The sequence below is a fragment of the Armatimonadota bacterium genome, assembly GCA_016869025.1.
In the GTDB taxonomy this organism is placed as follows: Bacteria; Sysuimicrobiota; Sysuimicrobiia; order Sysuimicrobiales; family Humicultoraceae; genus VGFA01.
On record VGFA01000012.1, the window covers coordinates 48,009 to 67,729 of the forward strand.

The 19,721-nt window shown below is 68.3% G+C and carries 19 protein-coding genes; all 19 read right to left on the reverse strand.

What is annotated here, in order from left to right:
- Positions 1-10: 10 nt before the first annotated feature.
- Positions 11-286, reverse strand: coding sequence for a 4Fe-4S dicluster domain-containing protein (locus FJX73_07985; GenBank protein MBM3470712.1), 276 nt, complete (start codon positions 284-286; stop codon positions 11-13).
- The gene (locus FJX73_07990; protein ID MBM3470713.1) at positions 283-1,200 is read right to left on the reverse strand and encodes a tRNA (adenine-N1)-methyltransferase; all 918 of its coding nucleotides are present in this window, start codon (positions 1,198-1,200) and stop codon (positions 283-285) included. Before FJX73_07990 ends, FJX73_07985 begins: the two co-directional genes overlap by 4 nt.
- Complete coding sequence (locus FJX73_07995) at positions 1,104-2,030, reverse strand: adenine nucleotide alpha hydrolase family protein (GenBank protein MBM3470714.1); 927 nt, start codon at positions 2,028-2,030, stop codon at positions 1,104-1,106. The genes FJX73_07990 and FJX73_07995 overlap by 97 nt, the downstream gene beginning before the upstream one ends.
- Positions 2,018-2,239, reverse strand: coding sequence for a MoaD/ThiS family protein (locus FJX73_08000; GenBank protein MBM3470715.1), 222 nt, complete (start codon positions 2,237-2,239; stop codon positions 2,018-2,020). Before FJX73_08000 ends, FJX73_07995 begins: the two co-directional genes overlap by 13 nt.
- Entirely contained in the window at positions 2,236-2,646 is a 411-nt protein-coding gene (locus FJX73_08005; GenBank protein ID MBM3470716.1) for a cobalamin B12-binding domain-containing protein, read from the reverse strand. The genes FJX73_08000 and FJX73_08005 overlap by 4 nt, the downstream gene beginning before the upstream one ends.
- 78 nt (positions 2,647-2,724) lie before the next feature.
- The gene (locus FJX73_08010) at positions 2,725-4,299 is read right to left on the reverse strand and encodes a methylmalonyl-CoA mutase (GenBank protein ID MBM3470717.1); all 1,575 of its coding nucleotides are present in this window, start codon (positions 4,297-4,299) and stop codon (positions 2,725-2,727) included.
- A complete protein-coding gene (locus tag FJX73_08015; protein MBM3470718.1) occupies positions 4,299-6,287 on the reverse strand; it encodes a (Fe-S)-binding protein in 1,989 nt (662 codons plus the stop codon). Before FJX73_08015 ends, FJX73_08010 begins: the two co-directional genes overlap by 1 nt.
- A gap of 34 nt (positions 6,288-6,321) precedes the next feature.
- The gene (locus FJX73_08020; GenBank protein MBM3470719.1) at positions 6,322-7,305 is read right to left on the reverse strand and encodes an electron transfer flavoprotein subunit alpha/FixB family protein; all 984 of its coding nucleotides are present in this window, start codon (positions 7,303-7,305) and stop codon (positions 6,322-6,324) included.
- A 16-nt stretch (positions 7,306-7,321) separates the two neighbouring features.
- The gene (locus tag FJX73_08025; GenBank protein ID MBM3470720.1) at positions 7,322-8,116 is read right to left on the reverse strand and encodes an electron transfer flavoprotein subunit beta/FixA family protein; all 795 of its coding nucleotides are present in this window, start codon (positions 8,114-8,116) and stop codon (positions 7,322-7,324) included.
- A gap of 13 nt (positions 8,117-8,129) precedes the next feature.
- Positions 8,130-9,275 (reverse strand): acyl-CoA dehydrogenase, encoded by a 1,146-nt coding sequence (locus tag FJX73_08030; GenBank protein ID MBM3470721.1) that lies wholly within the window; start codon positions 9,273-9,275, stop codon positions 8,130-8,132.
- A gap of 60 nt (positions 9,276-9,335) precedes the next feature.
- Positions 9,336-10,184 carry a 3-hydroxybutyryl-CoA dehydrogenase gene (locus FJX73_08035; protein MBM3470722.1) on the reverse strand — a complete coding sequence of 283 codons (849 nt, stop codon included), beginning with the start codon at positions 10,182-10,184 and terminating at the stop codon, positions 9,336-9,338.
- Between the two features lie 38 nt (positions 10,185-10,222).
- Entirely contained in the window at positions 10,223-11,530 is a 1,308-nt protein-coding gene (locus FJX73_08040; protein MBM3470723.1) for a thymidine phosphorylase, read from the reverse strand.
- 18 nt (positions 11,531-11,548) lie between these two features.
- The gene (locus FJX73_08045; GenBank protein ID MBM3470724.1) at positions 11,549-12,373 is read right to left on the reverse strand and encodes a purine-nucleoside phosphorylase; all 825 of its coding nucleotides are present in this window, start codon (positions 12,371-12,373) and stop codon (positions 11,549-11,551) included.
- Positions 12,370-13,545 (reverse strand): phosphopentomutase, encoded by a 1,176-nt coding sequence (locus FJX73_08050; GenBank protein ID MBM3470725.1) that lies wholly within the window; start codon positions 13,543-13,545, stop codon positions 12,370-12,372. Before FJX73_08050 ends, FJX73_08045 begins: the two co-directional genes overlap by 4 nt.
- Positions 13,542-14,456 (reverse strand): site-specific tyrosine recombinase XerD, encoded by a 915-nt coding sequence (gene xerD, locus FJX73_08055; protein ID MBM3470726.1) that lies wholly within the window; start codon positions 14,454-14,456, stop codon positions 13,542-13,544. The genes FJX73_08050 and xerD overlap by 4 nt, the downstream gene beginning before the upstream one ends.
- A gap of 16 nt (positions 14,457-14,472) precedes the next feature.
- A complete protein-coding gene (ilvE, locus tag FJX73_08060; protein ID MBM3470727.1) occupies positions 14,473-15,378 on the reverse strand; it encodes a branched-chain-amino-acid transaminase in 906 nt (301 codons plus the stop codon).
- Positions 15,375-17,027, reverse strand: coding sequence for a CTP synthase (locus FJX73_08065; protein MBM3470728.1), 1,653 nt, complete (start codon positions 17,025-17,027; stop codon positions 15,375-15,377). Before FJX73_08065 ends, ilvE begins: the two co-directional genes overlap by 4 nt.
- Complete coding sequence (gene recN, locus FJX73_08070; GenBank protein MBM3470729.1) at positions 17,024-18,778, reverse strand: DNA repair protein RecN; 1,755 nt, start codon at positions 18,776-18,778, stop codon at positions 17,024-17,026. Before recN ends, FJX73_08065 begins: the two co-directional genes overlap by 4 nt.
- Positions 18,763-19,626 (reverse strand): NAD(+)/NADH kinase, encoded by an 864-nt coding sequence (locus tag FJX73_08075; protein MBM3470730.1) that lies wholly within the window; start codon positions 19,624-19,626, stop codon positions 18,763-18,765. The genes recN and FJX73_08075 overlap by 16 nt, the downstream gene beginning before the upstream one ends.
- Between the last annotated feature and the right edge of the window lie 95 nt (positions 19,627-19,721).

Below are 19,721 nucleotides of genomic sequence, written 5' to 3' on the forward strand. Positions count from 1 at the left end.
GCCGCTCGTTCTACTTAGGCTTTCCGTACTTGGCCGCGAACTCCTCGTCCGACATGGAGAAGAAGTCCTTGTTCATGTCAACGAACTGCTTCCACTGCTCCGGCACGTCCGCCTCGGCGAAGATCGCGGCCACGGGGCAAGCAGAAACGCAGGCCCCGCAGTCAATGCACTCGTCCGGATGGATGTAGAGCATGTCGGTGCCCTCGTGGATGCAATCCACCGGGCAGACCTCGACGCACGCCCTGTCCATGACGGTGATGCACGGCTCAGCGATGGTATAGGTCATGTACGCGCCTCCCTGCTTGGTTGTGGTGCGGAACAGCCTGACTCGACTCGCCTGGCGAGCACCAGGAATCCGGTGTGGGCGACCATACGGTGGGCCGGGCGCACGCTCAGCGCCTCCACGTTCCAGGGCCGGAGCAGTGACTCCACGGTCTCGATCAACGCGAAGGCCCGGCTTGCGCCCAGCGCCTCCACGGTCCGCTGTACCTGCACGGTCGTGGGGAGATAAGCCAGGAGGATCCCGCCGGGGCGCAGCCCGGACGTGGCCGGCCCCACTACCCGCCATGGCTCGGGCAGGTCCAGCACCAGGCGATCCACGGGCGCGTCCGGGATTCCGGTGGTTACGTCGTGCAGCCGCATCACCAGCGTGGGCGTCTCGCCCATGTACCGTGCGATGTTTCTCGCAGCGGTCCGCTGGAACTCCTCACGCACCTCGTACGAGTACACGCGGCCACCAGGCCCGACGGCCCGCAGGAGCGCCATCGTCAGCGCACCGGACCCCGTGCCGGCCTCGGCGACCACGGCCCCCGGGTAGATGTCCGCCATCATGAGAATCAGCGCCAGATCCTTCGGGTAGATCACCTGTGCTCCGCGGGGCATGTGCAGGACGTAGTCGGCAAGGGTCGCGCGAACCACGACCAGCCGCTCGCCGCGCGAACTCTCTACGTGTACGCCATCCGGCCGGCCTATCAGGTCGGCGTGGACGATCCGGCCTCCCCTGAGGTCGCTGGTTGCGCCCTCTGCCAGCCATATCAAGTAGGAGCGCCGTTTGCGGTCCACGAGCAGGACCGGATCCCCTGCTGCCAGCACGCCGGCTGTCCTCACGGGAGGGAGGGCGTTCGCGCGTTGAGACGCGCGGCTGCGCGCGCCGTCATGCGACAGAACGCACAGACCTCCTCGGTCGTCGGCTGGTCGCATTGCCGGCAGGGATGGAGCGCCGGGGGCCCGCCGGCGCGGATCACCGGAGCCAGGCGATCAAGAAAGCCCCAGTAGAACGCCTGCTTGGTGCCGGCGGAAGCGGCCTCCAGGCTGTTTAGTACCCCCTTGTGCAGCAGCGATCGTGCCCCACGGCTGTGCGGGCACTCCTCGATCACGTAGTCAATCCCCCGCAAGATGGCGTATGCCGCGCTCTCCCTCTCAGAGGTCCTGTAGAGCGGCTTCACCCTGCGCACCAAGTGAGGGTGCGTCTGCTCCAGTACCGGCGCCTGGCGCGCGAGCTGATCCATGTTCCAGTGCAGGAGATTGCCCAGCAGCACAGCGGCCTCATCGTCGAGGTTGTGCCCGGTGGCGACAGCGGTGAAGCCGCCGTCGCGGGCCATCTTGTTGAAGAGGTAGCGCTTCGAGAGCCCGCACGCGGAGCAGGGACTCCGGCCGCTGGCTTCTGCCAGGGTGCCGATGTCCATTCCGTACTCCTCGCGCAGATCGGCCACGAACAGCCGCGCCCCGCGCGCCCGGGCGAACTCCTCGGTCCTTGCCCGCGACTCCCGCGAGTAGTCGCCGATCCCCAGGTTAATGTGCAGCCCGGTTGTGTCGTCGCCCCGGCGCAGCAGGACCTCCCACAACGCCAGGCTGTCCTTGCCGCCGGAAACCGCCACGAGGATGCGTTCCTCGGGCCTGAGCATCCTCTGCGTGGTGAGCGCACGATGGACCTGGGCCTCGAAGAACTCCAGGAAGTGAGGCGCGCAGTAGGCGGCCCGATGGCGGCGCACCTCAACCGCGGCGACTCCCCGGCACTTCAGGCAGCGCAAGGCGCCCCGTCCGCCCACCCGCCCGAGATCACCGGGCGGATCTCGATCTCGTCCTCGTCGCCCACCTCGGAGTCCGAGGTCAGCAGAGCGTCGCCGCGGATCACCAGGAACGCCTCGGGGTCCAGCCCCAGATCGGCGAGGATCCTGGAAACCCTCTGCCTGCCCGGGATCTCCAGAACGCGGCGCGGGTGGTGCAGCCGGACCTTCACGCCGCGACACCCCTCGGCCGGACGTGCTCGCCTACCCACCGGACGATCTCCTCCAGGGAGGTGCCGGGGTTGAAGATCCTGCCGATGCCCGCTGCCGCCAGCCCTGGCATGTCATCCTCCGGGATGATTCCACCACCGAACACGACGACGTCCTCGATCCCTCGCTCCCGCAGCAGGGCCGTGATACGGGGGAAGAGCACGTTGTGAGCCCCGGAGAGTATGGACAGGCCTATGGCATCCACGTCCTCCTGGATCGCCGCGGCCACGACCATCTCGGGCGTCTGGTGAAGTCCCGTGTAGATCACCTCGTACCCGGCATCGCGCAGGGCGCGTGCCACGACCTTGACTCCGCGGTCGTGGCCGTCCAGTCCCGGCTTTGCCAGCAGGATGCGAGCGGCCCGTGCCATCGAGGCGCTCCTCTCTTGTTCGAGATCCGTGTCCACTACCGGCGCACCACGCGATGATAGCGCGGGGCCGGCACCCGGTCAAACGACCGCGGGCTCGCGGTACTCGCCGTAGACACCCCGGAACACGTCGCAGATCTCGCCCAGCGTGGCGTAGGCCTTCACGCACTCGAGAACGTGCTCCATCGTGTCATCGTGTCCTTCCGCGGCCCTCCGCAGCGCGCTCAGGCAGAGTTCCACCCTTGCCCCGTCCCGTGTAGAACGCACCTCCCGTGTGCGCGAGACCTGCCTGGGCTCCACCTCTGGATCTATGCGCAGGATCGGGATTGCCGGTTCCTGCGCGGCCGCGAACTCATTCACGCCCACGATGATCCGCTCGCCGCGCTCGACCTGCATCTGGAACCGGTACGAGGCCTCGGCGATCTCGCGTTGCGGGTACCCCGCCTCCACCGCGGCCACCATCCCGCCCAGATCGTCAATCTTGCGAATATACTCCCAGGCCGCCTCTTCGACCTGGCTGGTGAGCGTCTCAACGAAGTACGATCCCCCCAGCGGGTCCACCGTGGCGGTCACGCCGCTCTCGTGCGCCAGGATCTGCTGGGTGCGCAGGGCGACGGTCACCGCCTCCTCGGTCGGCAGCGCATAGGTCTCGTCCATCGAGTTTGTGTGAAGCGACTGCGTGCCGCCCAGCACGGCGGCCAGCGCCTGGAGCGCGACACGGGCGATGTTGTTCATCGGCTGCTGGGCAGTCAGGGAGACGCCCGCGGTCTGGGCGTGGGTGCGCAGCCACCACGACCTGGGTTCCTTCGAGCCGAACCTCTCGCGCATGATCCTTGCCCACATCCGGCGTGCCGCCCGGAACTTGGCGATCTCCTCGAAGAAGTCGTTGTGCACATCGAAGAAGAACGACAGCCGGGGCGCGAAGGCGTCCACATCGAGACCGGCGGCCATGCCTGCCTCAACGTAGGCGATGCCGTCGGCCAGGGTGAAGGCCAGTTCCTGCACAGCGGTGCTTCCGGCTTCTCGGATGTGGTACCCGCTGATGCTGATGACGTTCCAGCGAGGCAGCTCCCTTGTCCCGAAGGCGAGCATGTCCTGGATCAGCCGCAGGCTCGGGCGTGGGGGGATGATCCACTCCTTCTGCGCGATGAACTCTTTGAGCATGTCGGTCTGCGTCGTCCCGCCCAGCCTGTCGCGGGGGATGCCCTGCCTGTCTGCCATGGCAACGTACATCGCCAGCAGGACGTTGGCCGGGGCATTGATCGTCATCGAGGCCGTCACCCGATCCAGAGGGATGCCCTTGAAGAGCACCTCCATGTCCGCAAGCGAGTCAACGGCCACACCTTCGCGACCCACCTCGCCCAGCGCCCGGGGGTGGTCCGAGTCATACCCCATCAGGGTCGGCATGTCGAACGCGACCGAGAGTCCGGTCTGCCCGTGCTCCAGGAGGTAGTGGAATCGCCTGTTGGTGTCCTCTGCCGCGCCGAACCCGGCGAACTGTCGCATCGTCCACAGCCGGCCTCGGTACATCGTGGGGTGAATGCCGCGGGTGTAGGGATACTCACCGGGTCTGCCCGGGCTCGCCGCCTCGGGCAATCCGGCCAGATCGTCCGCGGTGTATGCCGCCTTGACCGGGATCCCTGAGAGGGTCTCCATCAGCGGCTCCCGCCGATGCTCCGGTCCAGCAGCTCCACGACGTCCAGCGGCCGGACGGCCGCCTCGCGCGCCGCGACCCCGTCCTCGATCATCAGCATGCAGAACGGGCAGGCCGTGGCAACGATCTGCGCCCCCGAGGCCACCGCCTGATCGGTGCGCGCGTGGTTGATCCTCTGGCCGGTTCGGTCCTCGGACCAGTAGAGCCCTCCGCCGGCGCCGCAGCAGAATCCATTCTCGCGGCAGCGGGACATCTCCACGGCCCGCACGCCGGGAATCGCGCGAAGCACGCGGCGCGGGGCATCATACTCGCCGTTGTGGCGCCCCAGATAGCAGGGATCGTGGAAGGTGACCATGGAGTCCATCGGTGCCGTGGGCGCGATGCGCCCTGTCTCCACCAGGTGCGAGAGCAGTTGTGCGTGGTGCCAGACCTCGTACCGGCCGCCCATCTGCGGGTATGTGTGCTTGAAGGTATTGTAGCAGTGCGGGCATACGGTGACGATCTTCTTCACCGCGTACCGTTCCAGCGTATCTATGTTCTGCCGTGCAAGTGTTTGGAATAGGTACTCGTTGCCCATCGCGCGCGCCGGATCCCCTGTGCAGGTCTCCTCGTCGCCCAGGACGGCCAGATCCACGCCGGCGGCTTGCAGCACCCGCACCAGCGCCCGCAATGTCGAGTGGTTCCTCTCGTTCAGGGCCGCGGCGCAGCCCACCCACAGCAGCCACTCGGCACACTCCCCGCGCGGCAGCGATTTCACGTCAATGCCGGCCGTCCAGGCAGTGCGCGCGATTCCGGCACCTCGGAAGGGATGTCCCCTGGCTTCCAGGCTGCGCAGCGCCTCCCCCATCAGGTCGGGTACGACCGCCTCCTCCATGGCCAGGTACCGCCGCATCTCAACTATCTTGGGCACGTGCTCGATGAACACAGGGCACGCTTCCATGCAGCCCAGGCAGGTGGTGCATCCCCACAACGACTCTGCCTGCACGACCCCACCGGCCAGGACCGGGCCCGAGGCCCCGCCGGCGCGCGCCATCTCATCGCGCAGGTCCAGGACCACCTGCATCGGGGACAGGAGTTTGCCTGTGTTGTTGGCAGGGCAGACGGCCGTGCAACGGCCGCACTCAGTGCAGACGTCCAGGTCGAGGAGGTCCTTCCACGTTAGGTCCGAAAACGTGGACGCGCCGAAGCGCTCGACCTTGTCGAAGTCCACGAAGCGCGGGCTGCCCGCGTCTGCCAACGGGCGCAGGTAGACGTTCACCGGAGCCAGCAGCAGGTGAAAGAGCTTGGAGCGCGGGATATAGGCGATGAAGACCATTGACAGCGCGAAGTGGACCCACCACAGGATCGCGTGGCTGCCCCGAATCGCTGATGAGCTCATCCCCGCAACGCCGACCAGGATCGAGATCTGGAATCCCACCGGCGACCAGTACCCCCACGGATCAGCCGTCCCGGCGATGCGCAGTCCCTCGATCAGGAAACCGGTGACGAGAATCGCCCCCAGGAGCCAGAGGATCACACCGTCGGAAAGGATCCCGCGCCGCAGCCGCGGCGACCTGACAACGTAGCGCATCACCAGCGCCGCGGCCACGCCGGCGGTCGCTGCCGCGCCCATCAGATCCAAGGCCAGCGACTGGAAGTACAGGTAGAACGAACCCCGCATGATCCTCAGCCCCAGGTCTGCCTGGATCAGAACCACGATTGTCCCGACCAGCAGGAACGCGAAGCCCCAGAACAGGGCCAGGTGGTAGATCCCGGGAACGCGGTCGGCAAGCAGCCGTCCGTGGGCAGCCACGTGGACCAGGACCGAGCGCAGGCGCGGCCAGATGGGCGTAAGACGGTCCACCGGCTGGCCCCTCCGCCACATGCGGAAGTGCTGGTAGATGCCGTGGACGAAGGCGGCCACCGCAACCGCGGCCAGCAGGTACATGATGATCACGCCGACAGGAGGGATGTTCCAGTAGATCTCGCGCGTTGGGGCCAACAGGTCCATGGCTCCAGCCCGACCCAGGCGTAGCCCTCGCGGGCTACAGGCCCCTGAGCTCCTTGACCTTGGCGATCAGGGGCGGCACAATCTCCCGGAAGTCGGCGACGATGCCGAGGTGCGCAACCGAGAAGATCGGCGCCTCCGGGTCCCGGTTGATCGCCACGATCATGCGCGAACCGGACACGCCGGCCACGTGCTGCGTGGCCCCTGAGATACCCACCGCCACGTACAGGGCCGGACGGATGGTCTTGCCGGTCTGACCCACCTGCCAGCTCAGTGGCACCCACCCGGAGTCCGCGGGCGGGCGGGACGCGCCCACAGCCCCTCCCAGCGCAGACGCCAGCTCGCCGAGTTGGGCAAAGCCCTCGGGCCCTCCGATACCGCGCCCGCCACCGATCACAACCTGCGCGTCCTCCAGGCCCACGTCCGACTGCTCGCGCAGTACCTCGCGCACGCGCGTCGGCAGGTCACCGGGTTCCAGCTCCACGGTCAGGTCCTCCACGGTTCCCGCCACCGGAGATGGGGCCGGAGCGTCGAGCGACCTGGGCTTCATCGAGAACACCGCGGGCCTGCGGGTCACGGCCATGCTGGCCACGGCCCGCCCGCCGTAGACCTGCCGGCGCGCCACAACGGCGCCGTTGTCAGAGGTGAGCTCAAAGCACTCGGTTACAAGGGCCGCACCTAGCCGCCAGGCGAGCCGGACGGCGAGATCTCGGCCCATTGTGTCGGCGCTGATGAGCACGACCTCCGGGCGCTCGGTCCGCGCCACCTGTTCGATTGCTCGCAGGTAGGCATCTGACTCCCCTGCGGTCAGGAGCGGGTGGTCCACCCGGAGCACACGGGCCACGCCGTGCTGGTGCAGTGCCTGGGGCGCATTGACCAGCCCAGGCCCGGTTCCCAGCAGCACAGCGGTCACGCCCAGGCCGAGCGGTCCACAGATCGCGTGCGCGCCGGCGACGAGTTCGAGACTGGACCGGCTCAGCGTACCTTCAGGCGCAGTGGCAACTACCAGGATGTCAGGCATCTCTCCGCTCCTCTGATTACAGCAGTTTCTGGTCGCGCAGCCGCTGCGCCAGGGCCGCCACCTGATCGGCCGGCTCGCCGGTCAGGAACTCGCAGCGCGACGTGCGTTCGGGCACCACTACCCCGCGCACCTCGACTCCTGCGCCGGGATCGCTGGCAGACGAGCGGGTGAGATCAGCGGGCGACCAGGCATGAACCGGTTTACGCTTGGCCGCCATAATGTCCTTGACCTTTGGCAGCCGCGGGCGGTTGGAGTCGTCGCTCGTAACCGACAGCACGGCGGGCAGGCGCACCTCAACGAGATGGTGCCCGTCCTCGACCAGTCGCCTTACCACCGGCGCGCCGTCCCATCTCTCGATGCGGGACACGAAGGTCACGCAGGCGGCGCCCAGGTCCTCGGCCAGCAGCGGAGCCACCACGCGATCGGCCCAGTCCGCGGACTCGCACCCGGTCAGGATCAGGTCGGCCGGTCCAATCCGCCGGATTGCCGCGGCGAGCGTCCGGGCCTTCTCCGGTCCTGAGAGTTCAGGAGCCCGCGGATCGTCCACGACGACCGCCTCATCGGCACCCATGGCCAGCGCCAGGCGTATCGCCTCGCTCACTGCTTGCTGAGGGCCCAGCGTCAGCACCCTCACCCTGGCTCCCGACGCGTCCTTGAGCTGGAGGGCGACCTCCAGCGCGTTCTCGTCGTAGGTGGAGATCACCAGCGGGCGCCCCTCGCGCACCTGCCTCTGCGTGCCCGGATCCACGGCGAAGTCCCGTACCGGCAGTTCAGGGTCCACAACCTGCTTCAAGCATACGACGACGTCCATCACGCCTCCCTGTTCAGGATCTGGCCAGCAGATGCCGCGAGATGACAAGCCGCTGGATCTCGGAGGTGCCCTCGTAGATCTCGGTGATCTTGGCGTCGCGGAAGTAGCGCTCGACCGGGTAGTCCTGGGTGTACCCGTATCCACCGAAGAGCTGGACGGCCTTGTGGGCGGCCCACATCGCGGTCTCTGAGGCGAACAGCTTGGCCGTCGCCGCCTCCCTGGTACATGGACGCCCCCCGCCGCGCAGGGCAGCGGCGCGATACGTGAGCAACCGCGCGGCCTCGAGCCGCGTTGCCATATCGGCCAGCGCCCACCTGACGGCCTGGAACTCGCCGATGGCCTTCCCGAACTGCTGGCGCTGCTGGACGTACGCAGCCGTCTCTTCCAGGCAGGCCCGCGCTATGCCCAGCGCCTGGGCCGCGATGCCGATGCGGCCGCCGTCCAGCGTGGCCAGGGCAATCCGCCCACCCTGCCCCCGCTCCCCGAGCAGGTTTTCCCCCGGCACGCGGCAGTCGTCGAGAACGATCTCTGTGGTGGACGAGCACCGAATGCCCAGCTTCTTCTCGATCTTCCCCACGCTCAGGCCCGGGAAGGACTTCTCAACCAGAAAAGCTGAGAGGCCGCGGGCACCGGCTTCGGGCTCCGATCGCGCGTAGACCAGGCAGAGGTCCGCCTCTGCGCCGTTGGTCACAAAGACCTTGGTTCCGGATAGCCGCCACTGTCCGTCGCGTAGCGCCGCCGTGGTGCGCAGCGACATGGCGTCCGAACCGGCGGATGGTTCGGTCAGGCAGTAGCAGCCCAGCCGGCGCCCAGAGGCCAGGTCAGGTAGGTAGCGTTGCTTCTGCGCCTCGCTGCCCCAGCGCAGGATGGGCTCGCACACCAGGGAGTTGTTCACGGTTACGATCGTCTGGAAGCCCGCGCACGCCCTGGCGAGTTCCTCCTGGGCGACGACGTAGGCAAGCGGGTCCATGCCCGCGCCGCCGTAGTCCTCGGGCACCGTCATGCCCAGCAGACCCAGATCCGCAGCCCGCTCCACCGCCTCCCGCGGGAACTGGGAGTGCTGATCGAGGTCGGCCGCTATCGGCAGCAACTCCCGGGTGGCGAACTCCCGGACCATCGCTTGAATCATCCGGTGTTCGTCGGAAAGCAGGACGGCCATCCAGCCCTCTCAATCCCCCATAGGACTGTTCTGCGTGGTGCCCGGCCCCTTCCTGCCCTGCTACTGGTACTCGTAGAAGCCGCGCTTGCTCTTCCGTCCCAGCCATCCGGCCAGCACCATCTGACGCAGCAACGGCGGGGGCGCGTAGCGGGTGTCCTTGAACTCCGCGAACATCGCCTCGGCGATGTAGTAGGTGGTGTCCAGGCCCACGAAGTCCAGCAGCGTGAGGGGTCCCATGGGATGGCCCAGCCCGAGCGTGATCGCGGAGTCAATGTCCTCCCGCGAGGCGACGCCCAGCTCGAGTGCGCGGATCGCGTCCAGCAGGTAGGGTATCAGCAGTCGGTTCACGATGAAGCCCGGCGTGTCCCTGGCCACCACCACGGTCTTGCCCAAAGACTGGGCGAAGCCGCGCATCTCCTGCACTACCTCCTCGGAGGTGCGAAGTCCCTTCACTATCTCGACGAGCGGCATCACCGGCACCGGGTTGAAGAAGTGCAGCCCAACCACGCGGTCTGCCCGGCCGGTCGCCGCGGCCATCTCGGTGATCGAGAGCGACGAGGTGTTGCTGGCCAGGACGACCCCTGGCGCCACCAACCGGTCCATTTCGCGAAGGAGCGCCTTCTTGTCGTCCATCTGCTCCAGGATCGCCTCAACCACCAGTTCTACGCCGGCCAGATCTGCCAGGACCGTGGTCCCCTGGATCCGGCTCAGAGCAGCATCGCGTCCGGCCTCGTCCAGCTTGCCGCGCTCGACCGCGCGCTGCAGCGAGCCGCGCAGCCTCTCCATCCCCTTGGCCAGCAGTTCGTCGTTGATCTCGCGCACGACCACCTCGTACCCGGAACGCGCGGCCACCTCCACGATGCCGACCCCCATCAACCCGCACCCCACCACGCCCACACGACGTATCATCTGCTCCTCCTCCGTCGGCCGCCGCCGTCAACCTGCGGCTACCCTCTGATGACGCCTCGGATCACCGGCTCCTCTGCCGGTGCGCTCTCTGCTATCACGAACGCCGCGGCCACCTGGCGGGCGGCGGCGAGTCCGGCGTCCTCGGACCTGGCATGGATCGTTGCAAGCGACTCCCCGGCCCTAACACCAGCGCCCACCTGCCGCTCGATCACCACACCGACCGCCGGGTCAACTGGCTCGCCCTTGCGTGTTCGCCCGGCTCCCAGTTGCATCGCCGCAAGCCCGACCGCCTCGGCATCAATGCCGGCCACAACGCCGGAGGCAGGCGCGGGCACCGGCAGCCGGTGGGACGCCGAAGGCAGCCGTCCCGGATCCCCCACTGCCCGTACGTCGCCACCCTGCGCGCGGACTAGCGCCTCGAACTTCCGCAGCGCGTCGCCGCTTTGCAGGCGCCGCAGCAGTTCCCCACTGCCTTCCTCGGGCGAGGCCGCCCGTCCTCCCAGCACCAGCATCCATCCGCCCAGCGCCAGGCAGAGCGCCTCCAGGTCGCCCGGGCCCTCGCCGCGGAGCGTTGCGATCGCCTCGGCTACCTCGAGCGCGTTGCCGACCGCCCGGCCCAACGGGTGGTCCATCGCGCTAATCACCGCGACGGTGCGCCGGCCTGCTGCCCGGCCGATCGCGACCATCGCCTCGGCCAGAGTCCGGGCTTCGGCCTCGGTCTTCGCAAACGCCCCTCGCCCGCACTTCACGTCCAGCAGGATCGCGGACGACCCGGCGGCCAGCTTTTTGGACATGATGCTGGACGCGATCAGCGGCACGCTGTCAACCGTAGCGGTGACATCGCGCAGCGCGTAGAGCCGGGCGTCCGCCGGTACCAGCGCGGTGCTCTGCCCGGCTATGGCGCACCCTATGCGCTCCACCTGCTCCACTAACGCCGCCTCGGAGAGCGTAGTGCTGAACCCGGGGATCGCCTCCAGCTTGTCCAGCGTCCCGCCGGTGTGGCCCAGGCCGCGCCCTGACAGCTTCGGAACCGGCACCCCTGCCGATGCCACTAGGGGAACCAGCACAAGCGAGGTCTTGTCGCCCACGCCGCCGCTGCTGTGCTTGTCCACGGCGCGGCCCGCGAGGGATCCCAAGTCGAGCGTCTCACCCGACCGCACCATCGCCCAAGTGAGCGCGGCCGTCTCAGCGGCCGACATACCACGGAAGTAGACCGCCATCAGGAACGCGGCCATCTGGTAGTCGGGAACCGACCCCGCAACGAAGCCGCCCACGAGCCATGCGATCTCTCCCGCGGAGAGGGCCGCGCCATCGCGCTTCTTCTGGATCAGATCGTAGGCACGCACGGGATCCGGCGCCTTTCCCTACGCGCGCAGGGTCGCGATGATGCGCCTGGTCAGCCGAACGAACCTGGGCTCGAGATCACGCGCCACGTTGAGCACCTCCTCGTGCGAGACCTGGTCAACGACCTCGCCTGTGGCCATGTCTGTGATCGCGGTCAGCCCCAGCACGCGCATCCCGGCATGCCGCGCCACGATTACCTCGTGCACGGTGGACATCCCCACGGCATCCGCCCCCCAGCGGGCCAGCATGCGCAACTCCGCCGGGGTCTCATAGGACGGTCCGGAGACGCCGACATAGATGCCCTTGCGCAGCGGTATCCCAAGATCGAGGGCCGCGGCCTCAGCGACCGCGATGAGCTCCTTGTCATACGCGGCGGACATGTCGGGAAACCGCGGACCCAACTCGGCCTCGTTGGGTCCGATCAGCGGGTTGGTGCCCATGAAGTTGATGTGATCGGAAATCACCATCAGGTCCCCGGTGTGCCACTGCCGGTTGAGCCCGCCGGCGGCGTTGCTCACCACCAGGATCCGGGCTCCAAGCGCGCGCAGCACGCGCACCGGGAAGGCAACCTCGGCCATCGTGTGGCCCTCGTAGAAGTGCGCCCGGCCCTGCATCACCGCGACCGCGCGGCCCTCCAGGGTTCCCACAACCAGGCGGCCGGCATGCCCTTCAACATTGGGGCGGGGGAAGTGCGGTATCTCGCCGTAGGCCACGACAGCATCGGCGGAGACCTCGTCCGCCAGCGCCCCCAATCCTGATCCCAGGATGACTGCCACCTCCGGCGTCCTTGCACCCATGCGTACCACCGCCTGCGCCGCTTCTCGCGCGCGAGCCGCCCAGTTCATCCTCTTCCCTCCTCCAATACCGTCCAGAAACTCTCCCCGGACCCACCCCATGGCACCGCAAAGGCCTCGGCCACGGTGGCTCCCAGGTCTGCGAAGCTCTCCCGCACCCCCAGCCGGACGCCCGGGAGCAGGCCCGGCCGCCACGCCAGCAACGGAACCTGTTCGCGCGAATGATCGGTGCTGGGCGTGGTCGGGTCGTTCCCGTGGTCGGCGGTGATCACCACCAGGTCGCCCCCTGCGCAAACCCCCAGGATCTCGGGCAGGCGCGCGTCAATCTCCTGGAGGTGCTGCGCGAATCCCTCGCTGTTGTTCCGATGGCCGTAGACGGTATCCAGTTCCACCAGGTTTGTGAACACCAGCCCGTGCTCAAGCCCCCTGGCCGCGGCGACGGTCTGGGTGATGCCGTCCGCGTCGTCGTGCGTGTGCACCGAGCGTGCCAGACCGCGTCCGGCGAAGAGGTCCTCGATCTTCCCAACGCCCACAACCGGAATACCCCGATCCGCAAGCGCGTCGAGCACCGTCGGGCCCACCGGCGGCAGGGAGAAGTCGTGGCGGCGGTCGGTGCGCGCGAACGCGCCGGGAGTGCCCACAAACGGCCGCGCGATTACCCGGCTGACGGCATGATCGCCCACGAGCAGCCCGCGCGCGATCCGGCACCACTCGTAGAGCTGCTCGACCGGCACCACGGCTTCGTGAGCCGCGATCTGGAACACGCTGTCGGCCGATGTGTACACGATCGGCGCACCGCTGCGCAGGTGCGCCGGCCCCCAGGTCTCGATGATCTCGGTGCCCGAAGCAGCCACGTTGCCCAGCGTTTCCCTACCTATCTGCCGCTCAAATGCCCGTATCAGATCTGCGGGAAAGCCCTCTGGATAGGTGGGAAAGGGCCGCCGAACCACCAGCCCGGCCAGCTCCCAGTGCCCTGTGGTCGAGTCCTTCCCGGCGGCGCGCGCGCGCATGACGCCCGCGGCCGCCTCGTGGTCACCGACAGGGGTCACGCCCGGGATCGCGTCCAGCACCCCCAGCCCCAGGCGCTCCAGCACGGGCAGGCGCAATCCGCCGACCGCGCGCGCGGTGTTGACAAGGGTGTTGCTGCCCTCGTCGCCATAGTCGGCCGCGTCGGGCAGGGCGCCGATCCCGCACCCATCGAGCACGAGGACGACTGCCCTCATCGCGCGGTGCGCCCGATCGTCATCTGGTCGCGCGGATGGGCACGGCGGTAGGCTTCTCGCAGCCGCGAGCGGGTCAGGTGAGTGTAGATCTGGGTCGTGACGATGCTAGCGTGACCCAGCATCTCCTGCACCGCGCGCAGGTCCGCGCCGCCGTCGAGCATGTGCGTGGCAAACGAGTGGCGCAGGGTGTGCGGGCCCAACGGCTTCCGGATTCCGGCCCGCGCGGCACAGCCCCGTAACACCGTCCAAACGCTCTGCCGCGAAAGCCGGCCGCCCCGCCTGTTCAGGAACAGCGCCTTCCTGGCGCGGCTCCCTGCGAGCACCGGGCGCGCCATGGCGAGATAGCGCCTTATCGCGTTGACCGCCTGCGATCCTATGGGCACGATGCGCTCCTTGGATCCCTTGCCCACGCACCGGACGTACTCCATTGACAGGTGCACATCCCCCGCATCCAGGGCTACGAGTTCGCTGACCCGCAGCCCGGCCGCGTAGAGAAGCTCCAGGATAGCCCGGTCGCGCAGCGCGGCCGGGCCGTCTCCCTGCGGCTGGCCCAGTATCCTCTCAACCTCGTCCACGGTCAGTACGGACGGCAGCCGGTGCACGCGTCTTGCCGGTGATAGATCGTGCGCGGGGTCGTCCGCGATCTGCCCCTCCCTCAACATGAAGGCGGTCCAGCCGCGGAGGGCGGCCAGGCGCCTCGCCACCGTACTCGGCGCGAGCCCCCGCCCGCGCAGTGAAAGCAGGTACAGGGTGAGCGCTGAGCGACGCACGGCCGAGGGCTCGGTCACGCCCCGCCGCGCAGCGAAGGCCATGAAATCCCAGAGGTCGCGAGCGTAGGCCTCGACGGTGTTGCGGGCCAGACCACGCTCGGCCAGCGCGTAGTTCAGGTAGGCCTCGCGGGACGCATCCATGGCCGGGGGCAGGAGTTCATCTCCGCTCATCCATCACCACGTCCCCGGTGAACACGGGTGTACCGGTACGGCGCGCCAGCTCGCGGAACGCGGCGTTGAGGCGATGGGTAATCGGCCCGGGCCGTCCATCTCCAATCCGGCGGCCGTCCGCCTCCACGACAGGCGCGACCTCGGCGCCGGTACCCGTTAGGAAACACTCACTGGCGGTGTACAGATCGTGCAGCGTGAAGACCCGTTCTTCCGCGACCAGCCCTTGCTCGCGGGCCAGCGAGAGCACCGCATCGCGCGTGATGCCCCGGAGCAGTCCCAGGTGCGCGGCCGGTGTCCAGAGGGCGCCTCCGACCGCAACGAAGACGTTGTCGGCGCTGCACTCGCACACGTACCCCTCCTGGGTCAGCAGGAGGGCCTCGTCGGCGCCTGCCTGGTTGGCTTCGATCCGGGCGAGGACGTTGTTCAGGTAGTTCAGGGACTTGATCCGGCCGTTCAACGTGCCGGGAGCCGGTCGGCGCACCGTGGCGGTGACCATCCGCAGGCCCCTATCGTAGGCCTCCTGCGGATAGAGCCGGATGGCGTCCACGATGATGACAACGGTCGCGGCCCGGCACCTGCGGGGATCCAGCCCCAGGTCGCCCGGGCCGCGGCTGACCACCGGCCGTATGTAGGCGTCGCGCAGCCCGCTTGCCCGAACGGTCTCGATGATCGCGTCCTTGAAGGCCGCGGGCGGCAATGGGACCTCCAGCATTATGTGGTGGGCAGACTCATACAACCGGGCGATGTGCTCTTCCAGCTTGAAGACACGACCGTCGTACACGCGGATTCCCTCGAACACGCCGTCGCCGTAGAGGAACCCGTGATCGAAGACCGAGACGGTCGCCTCCTCCTTCTTGCAGATTCGTCCGTTTATGTAGACCGCGCCGCTCATGGTGCCTCCTCCCGGCGGAGCGCAGGCAGGGATACCGCCACGGTGCTCCGTTCCAGCGCGGCCCGCACGAACGCGCCGTAGAGCGGGTGCGCGCGGTTGGGCCGTGACCGGTACTCGCCGTGGAACTGCGTGCCCACGAACCAGGGATGATCGGGCAACTCGACTATCTCGACCAGATCCTGTTCCGGGAAGACGCCGGTGACCCGCATCCCCCGGGATTCCAGGATATCCCTGTAGGCGTTGTTCACCTCGTATCTGTGGCGGTGACGCTCTCCCACATCCGAGACGCCGTATGCCTCGAAGGCGCGGGATCCGGGCGTGATGCGGCAGGGATAGCGCCCCAGCCGCATCGTGCCGCCCAACTCGGCGATTCCGCGCTGCTCGGCCAGCAGGGATATGACCGGGTGCGGCGTCTGCGGATCAACCTCGGTGGTGTTGGCTGCTTCCAGCCCGCAGACGTTCCTGGCAAACTCGACCACGGCCCACTGGAGACCGAAACAGATGCCCAGGAACGGAACCCCCTGCTCGCGCGCGTACCGGATCGCCCGTACCTTGCCCTCGACTCCCCTTGCCCCGAATCCCGGGCACACCAGCAGCCCGTGCAGGGGGGCGAGTTGGGCGGCCAGGTCGGCATCTCCCCAGCCCTCGATCTGCTCCGAGTCCAGCTTCACAATCTCCACGCCGCAGTCGTTGGCCACACCGCCGTGCCGGAGCGCCTCGACGATGCTGACATACGAGTCCTCGACCCCCATGTACTTGCCCACGAGCCCAATGCGCACCTGGCTCTGCGGATGCAGCACACGGCCGACGATCGCGCGCCACTCTGCCAGGTCGGGCTCCGGCAGGTCGAGATCCAGCCGCCGCAGCATGATCCGGCCCAGCCCTTCCTCCTCCAGGATCAGCGGCACCTCGTAGATGCTGCGCGCGTCAATTGCCTGGATGACCGCCTCCGGTTCGACGTCGCAGAACAGCGCGATCTTCTCTTTCAGTGCGCGGCCCAGCGGCCGCTCCGTCCGGCAGACTATCACGTCGGGCTGGATCCCGATGCTGCGCAGTTCCTTCACGCTGTGCTGGGTCGGCTTCGTCTTCAACTCGCCGGCGGCGCGCAGGTGCGGCACCAGCGAAACGTGTATGTACATCACGTTCTGCTCGCCCGCGGTGCGGCGGAACTGACGGATCGCTTCCAGGAACGGCAGGCTCTCTATGTCGCCTACGGTCCCGCCCACCTCGGTGATGAGAACGTCGGCCCCGGTGGCAGCGGTCAGCGAGCGGATCTCGTCCTTTATCTCGTTGGTCACGTGCGGGATCACCTGGACCGTGCCTCCCAGGTACTCTCCGCGGCGCTCGCGCGCGATGACCGCGTTGTAGATCTTACCGGTCGTGGTGTTGTTGGCACGGCCCAGGTCCTCGTCTATGAAGCGCTCGTAGTGGCCCAGGTCCATGTCGGTTTCGGCGCCGTCGTCGGTCACGAACACCTCGCCGTGCTGGTGCGGGTTCATGGTGCCGGCATCCACGTTGACGTATGGGTCGAACTTGAGCATCGTCACCCGCATCCCGCGGCTCTTCAGCAGACGCCCGATCGAGGCCGCGGTTATCCCCTTGCCCAGCGCAGAGACCACGCCTCCTGTAACGAAGATGTACTTGGTCACGACCGTCCTCCCCGCCTCAGCAGTTCCAGAGCGTGCTCGCGTGCAATCTGCGTGGGCCGCCGCCCACCCAACATCCTGGCTACCTCCTCCACGCGCTCCTGCGGCCCCAGCGCACGAACCCGCACCCTGGTTCGCCCGCCGCTCGTCTCCTTGCTCACCCAGTGATGACGGTCGGCCAGACTGGCGACCTGGGGCAGGTGGGTTACGCACAGGACCTGGCGCTTGCGGCCGACCGCGGCCAGCAGCCCGCCTACCGAACCTGCGGCCCTGCTGCCGACGCCCGCATCCACCTCGTCGCAGATGAACACCGGCACCGCGCCGGCCTCGGCCAGCACGTGGCGCAGCGCCAGCATGATCCGGGACAGCTCCCCTCCCGACGCGATGCGCGCCAGCGGTCTGGGTGCCTCGCCTGGGTTGGCCGCCAGGAGGAACTCCACCCGATCCACGCCATCCGGACCAACCGCGACGCGGCGATCGCCCAGCAGCAGGCCTCCGGGGTCCGGATCGCTGCCCAACGCTACGATCACGCGCGTGCTTGCCATCTCCAGCGACCGCAGCGCCTGCTCCACCCCGGCCTCCAGCCGGGAGGCGGCCTCGCGCCGGAGCCATGTCAGTTGTTCGCACCTCCTGACCAGGTCCTGCTCCAGCACTTCCATCTCCGCGGCTATCTCGGCGATTCGGGCATCGCTGGCATCCAGGCGGGCCAGCGCAGATGCGGCCTCGTCTCGGTATGCCAGCACCGCCTCCACGGTTTCGCCGTACTTCCGCCGCAACCGGCGCAGCATGTCCAACCGCTCCTCGACGCGGGCCAGCTCCTCGGGGTCGGCCTCTACGCCCTGCGAGTAGCGCGCCAGCTCGTGCGCAACATCGGCAAGCTCTTCGGAGATCGCCCCGATCCGCGCGGCCAGCGCTCCCAGCGCGGGATCCAGACCCGCGGCCTCCCGCAGCGCGCCGCGTGCCTGCCCTATCCGGTCCACCGCGGCCTGCCCTTCGGCTTCGTAGAGGCCGGCGTAGGCCTCGGCCGCGGCACCGGAGAGGCGTTCCGCGTTGGACAACCGGAGCCGCTGGGAGGACAGCTCCTCCTCCTCACCCGGCTGCGGCCGGGCCGCCTCGATCTCGTCCACCTGGTAGCGGAGCGTCTCGATCTGACGGAGTCGGTCACGCTCGCCCTCGACCAACGCCTGCTGCTCCGCGCGCAGAGCAGACCGCCGGCGCACCATCCCGCCCACGACGGCACGCAGATCCTCGACGGCGTCGCCGCCGAAGGCATCAAGCAGCCCCAGGTGGGCCTGGGGCCGCAACAGCCGCTGGCCTTCGTGCTGACCCGCGACCTCAACCAGCAGATCTCCCACCTCGCGCAGCATCCCCACGGTGGCCGGGCGGCCGTTTACCCACGCGCGCGAGCGTCCCTCCGGCGTGATCTCGCGCGCGACCACCAGCTCGTACGCTTCCCCGCTCTCCCGGGCGCCGCTGTCCCCGGCGAGACCGTGCTCCTCCAGCCACAGCCCGACCGGCCCTCTGGCCTCGATTACGAATCGCGCCTCTGCCCGCGCGGCTGGGGCACCGGTCCGGATCAAGTCCGCGGCGGCGCGCGCGCCCAGCACGGTGGTCAGCGCGTCCACGATGATGGACTTGCCGGCGCCCGTCTCCCCGGTCATCACGTTCAGGCCAGGACCGAACTCGATGGCCGCGGACTCGATCACGGCGAACTCCTGAATCCGCAGCTCCAGCAGCACTAGCGCTCTCCCCACCCCAGCTTCGTCCTCAGGACGCCGTAGAAGCTCCGGGTACCCAGCCGTGCGAGCCGGGTGCGCAGGGCCGCGCGCCGGATCACAACCCGCTCCCCCTGACCCAGCGGGTGGCTCTCCTGACCGTCCACGTTCAGCCGCACGTCCTCGGTGGCAGCCGCGGTCTCGACGGCAATGGTGGCATCGCCCGAAACCACCACAGGGCGCGCGGTGAACGTGTGAGGGCAGATGGGCGTTATTACGATCACGTCCACCTGGGGATGGACGATGGGGCCGCCCGCCGATAGCGAGTAGGCCGTGGAGCCAGTCGGCGTGGCCACGATCACCCCGTCGGCCGGATAGGTCGAGAGGTGCTCATCGTTCACCCATGTGGTGACGCGCACCACCCGCGTTAGACCTGACTTTGAGACGACCATGTCGTTCAGGGCGAGGGCGCGCTCACGCACGCCTTCCCCGCCCACTATCTCGGCTTCCAGCATCGTGCGCTCGTCAATCGCAAAGCGGGCCGCGGCAATCTCAGCCGCGGCATCCGGCAGCTCATCCAGGGGCAGCTCTGCCAGAAAGCCGAACCCGCCCGTGTTCACTCCCAGAATAGGTACGCGCCCCCTGGCCAGGCGAGCCGAGGAGAGGATCGTACCGTCCCCGCCGAGGACGATGAGCAGGTCGCTGCCCTCGACAAGCGCAGGGTCCTCTGCTGCCAGGTCGGGCCAGCCGGAGCCGGAGGCGACCGATGCGCTCACCCGGACGGCAACGCCCCTTGCCTGAAGGCGCCCTACGGCTTCGTGCAGCAGGGCAGCCGCCTTCGGATGACCGCCAAATCGGTCTCGATTGACCAGGATTCCGATTCGCATCAGGCCCCTCCCCCTACCGGGCTGCGGACCGCGCCGAGGATCTCCTGTTCAAGATTATTGGCGCTCCCCTGGCCATCGTTGCGGAGCGCCACGAA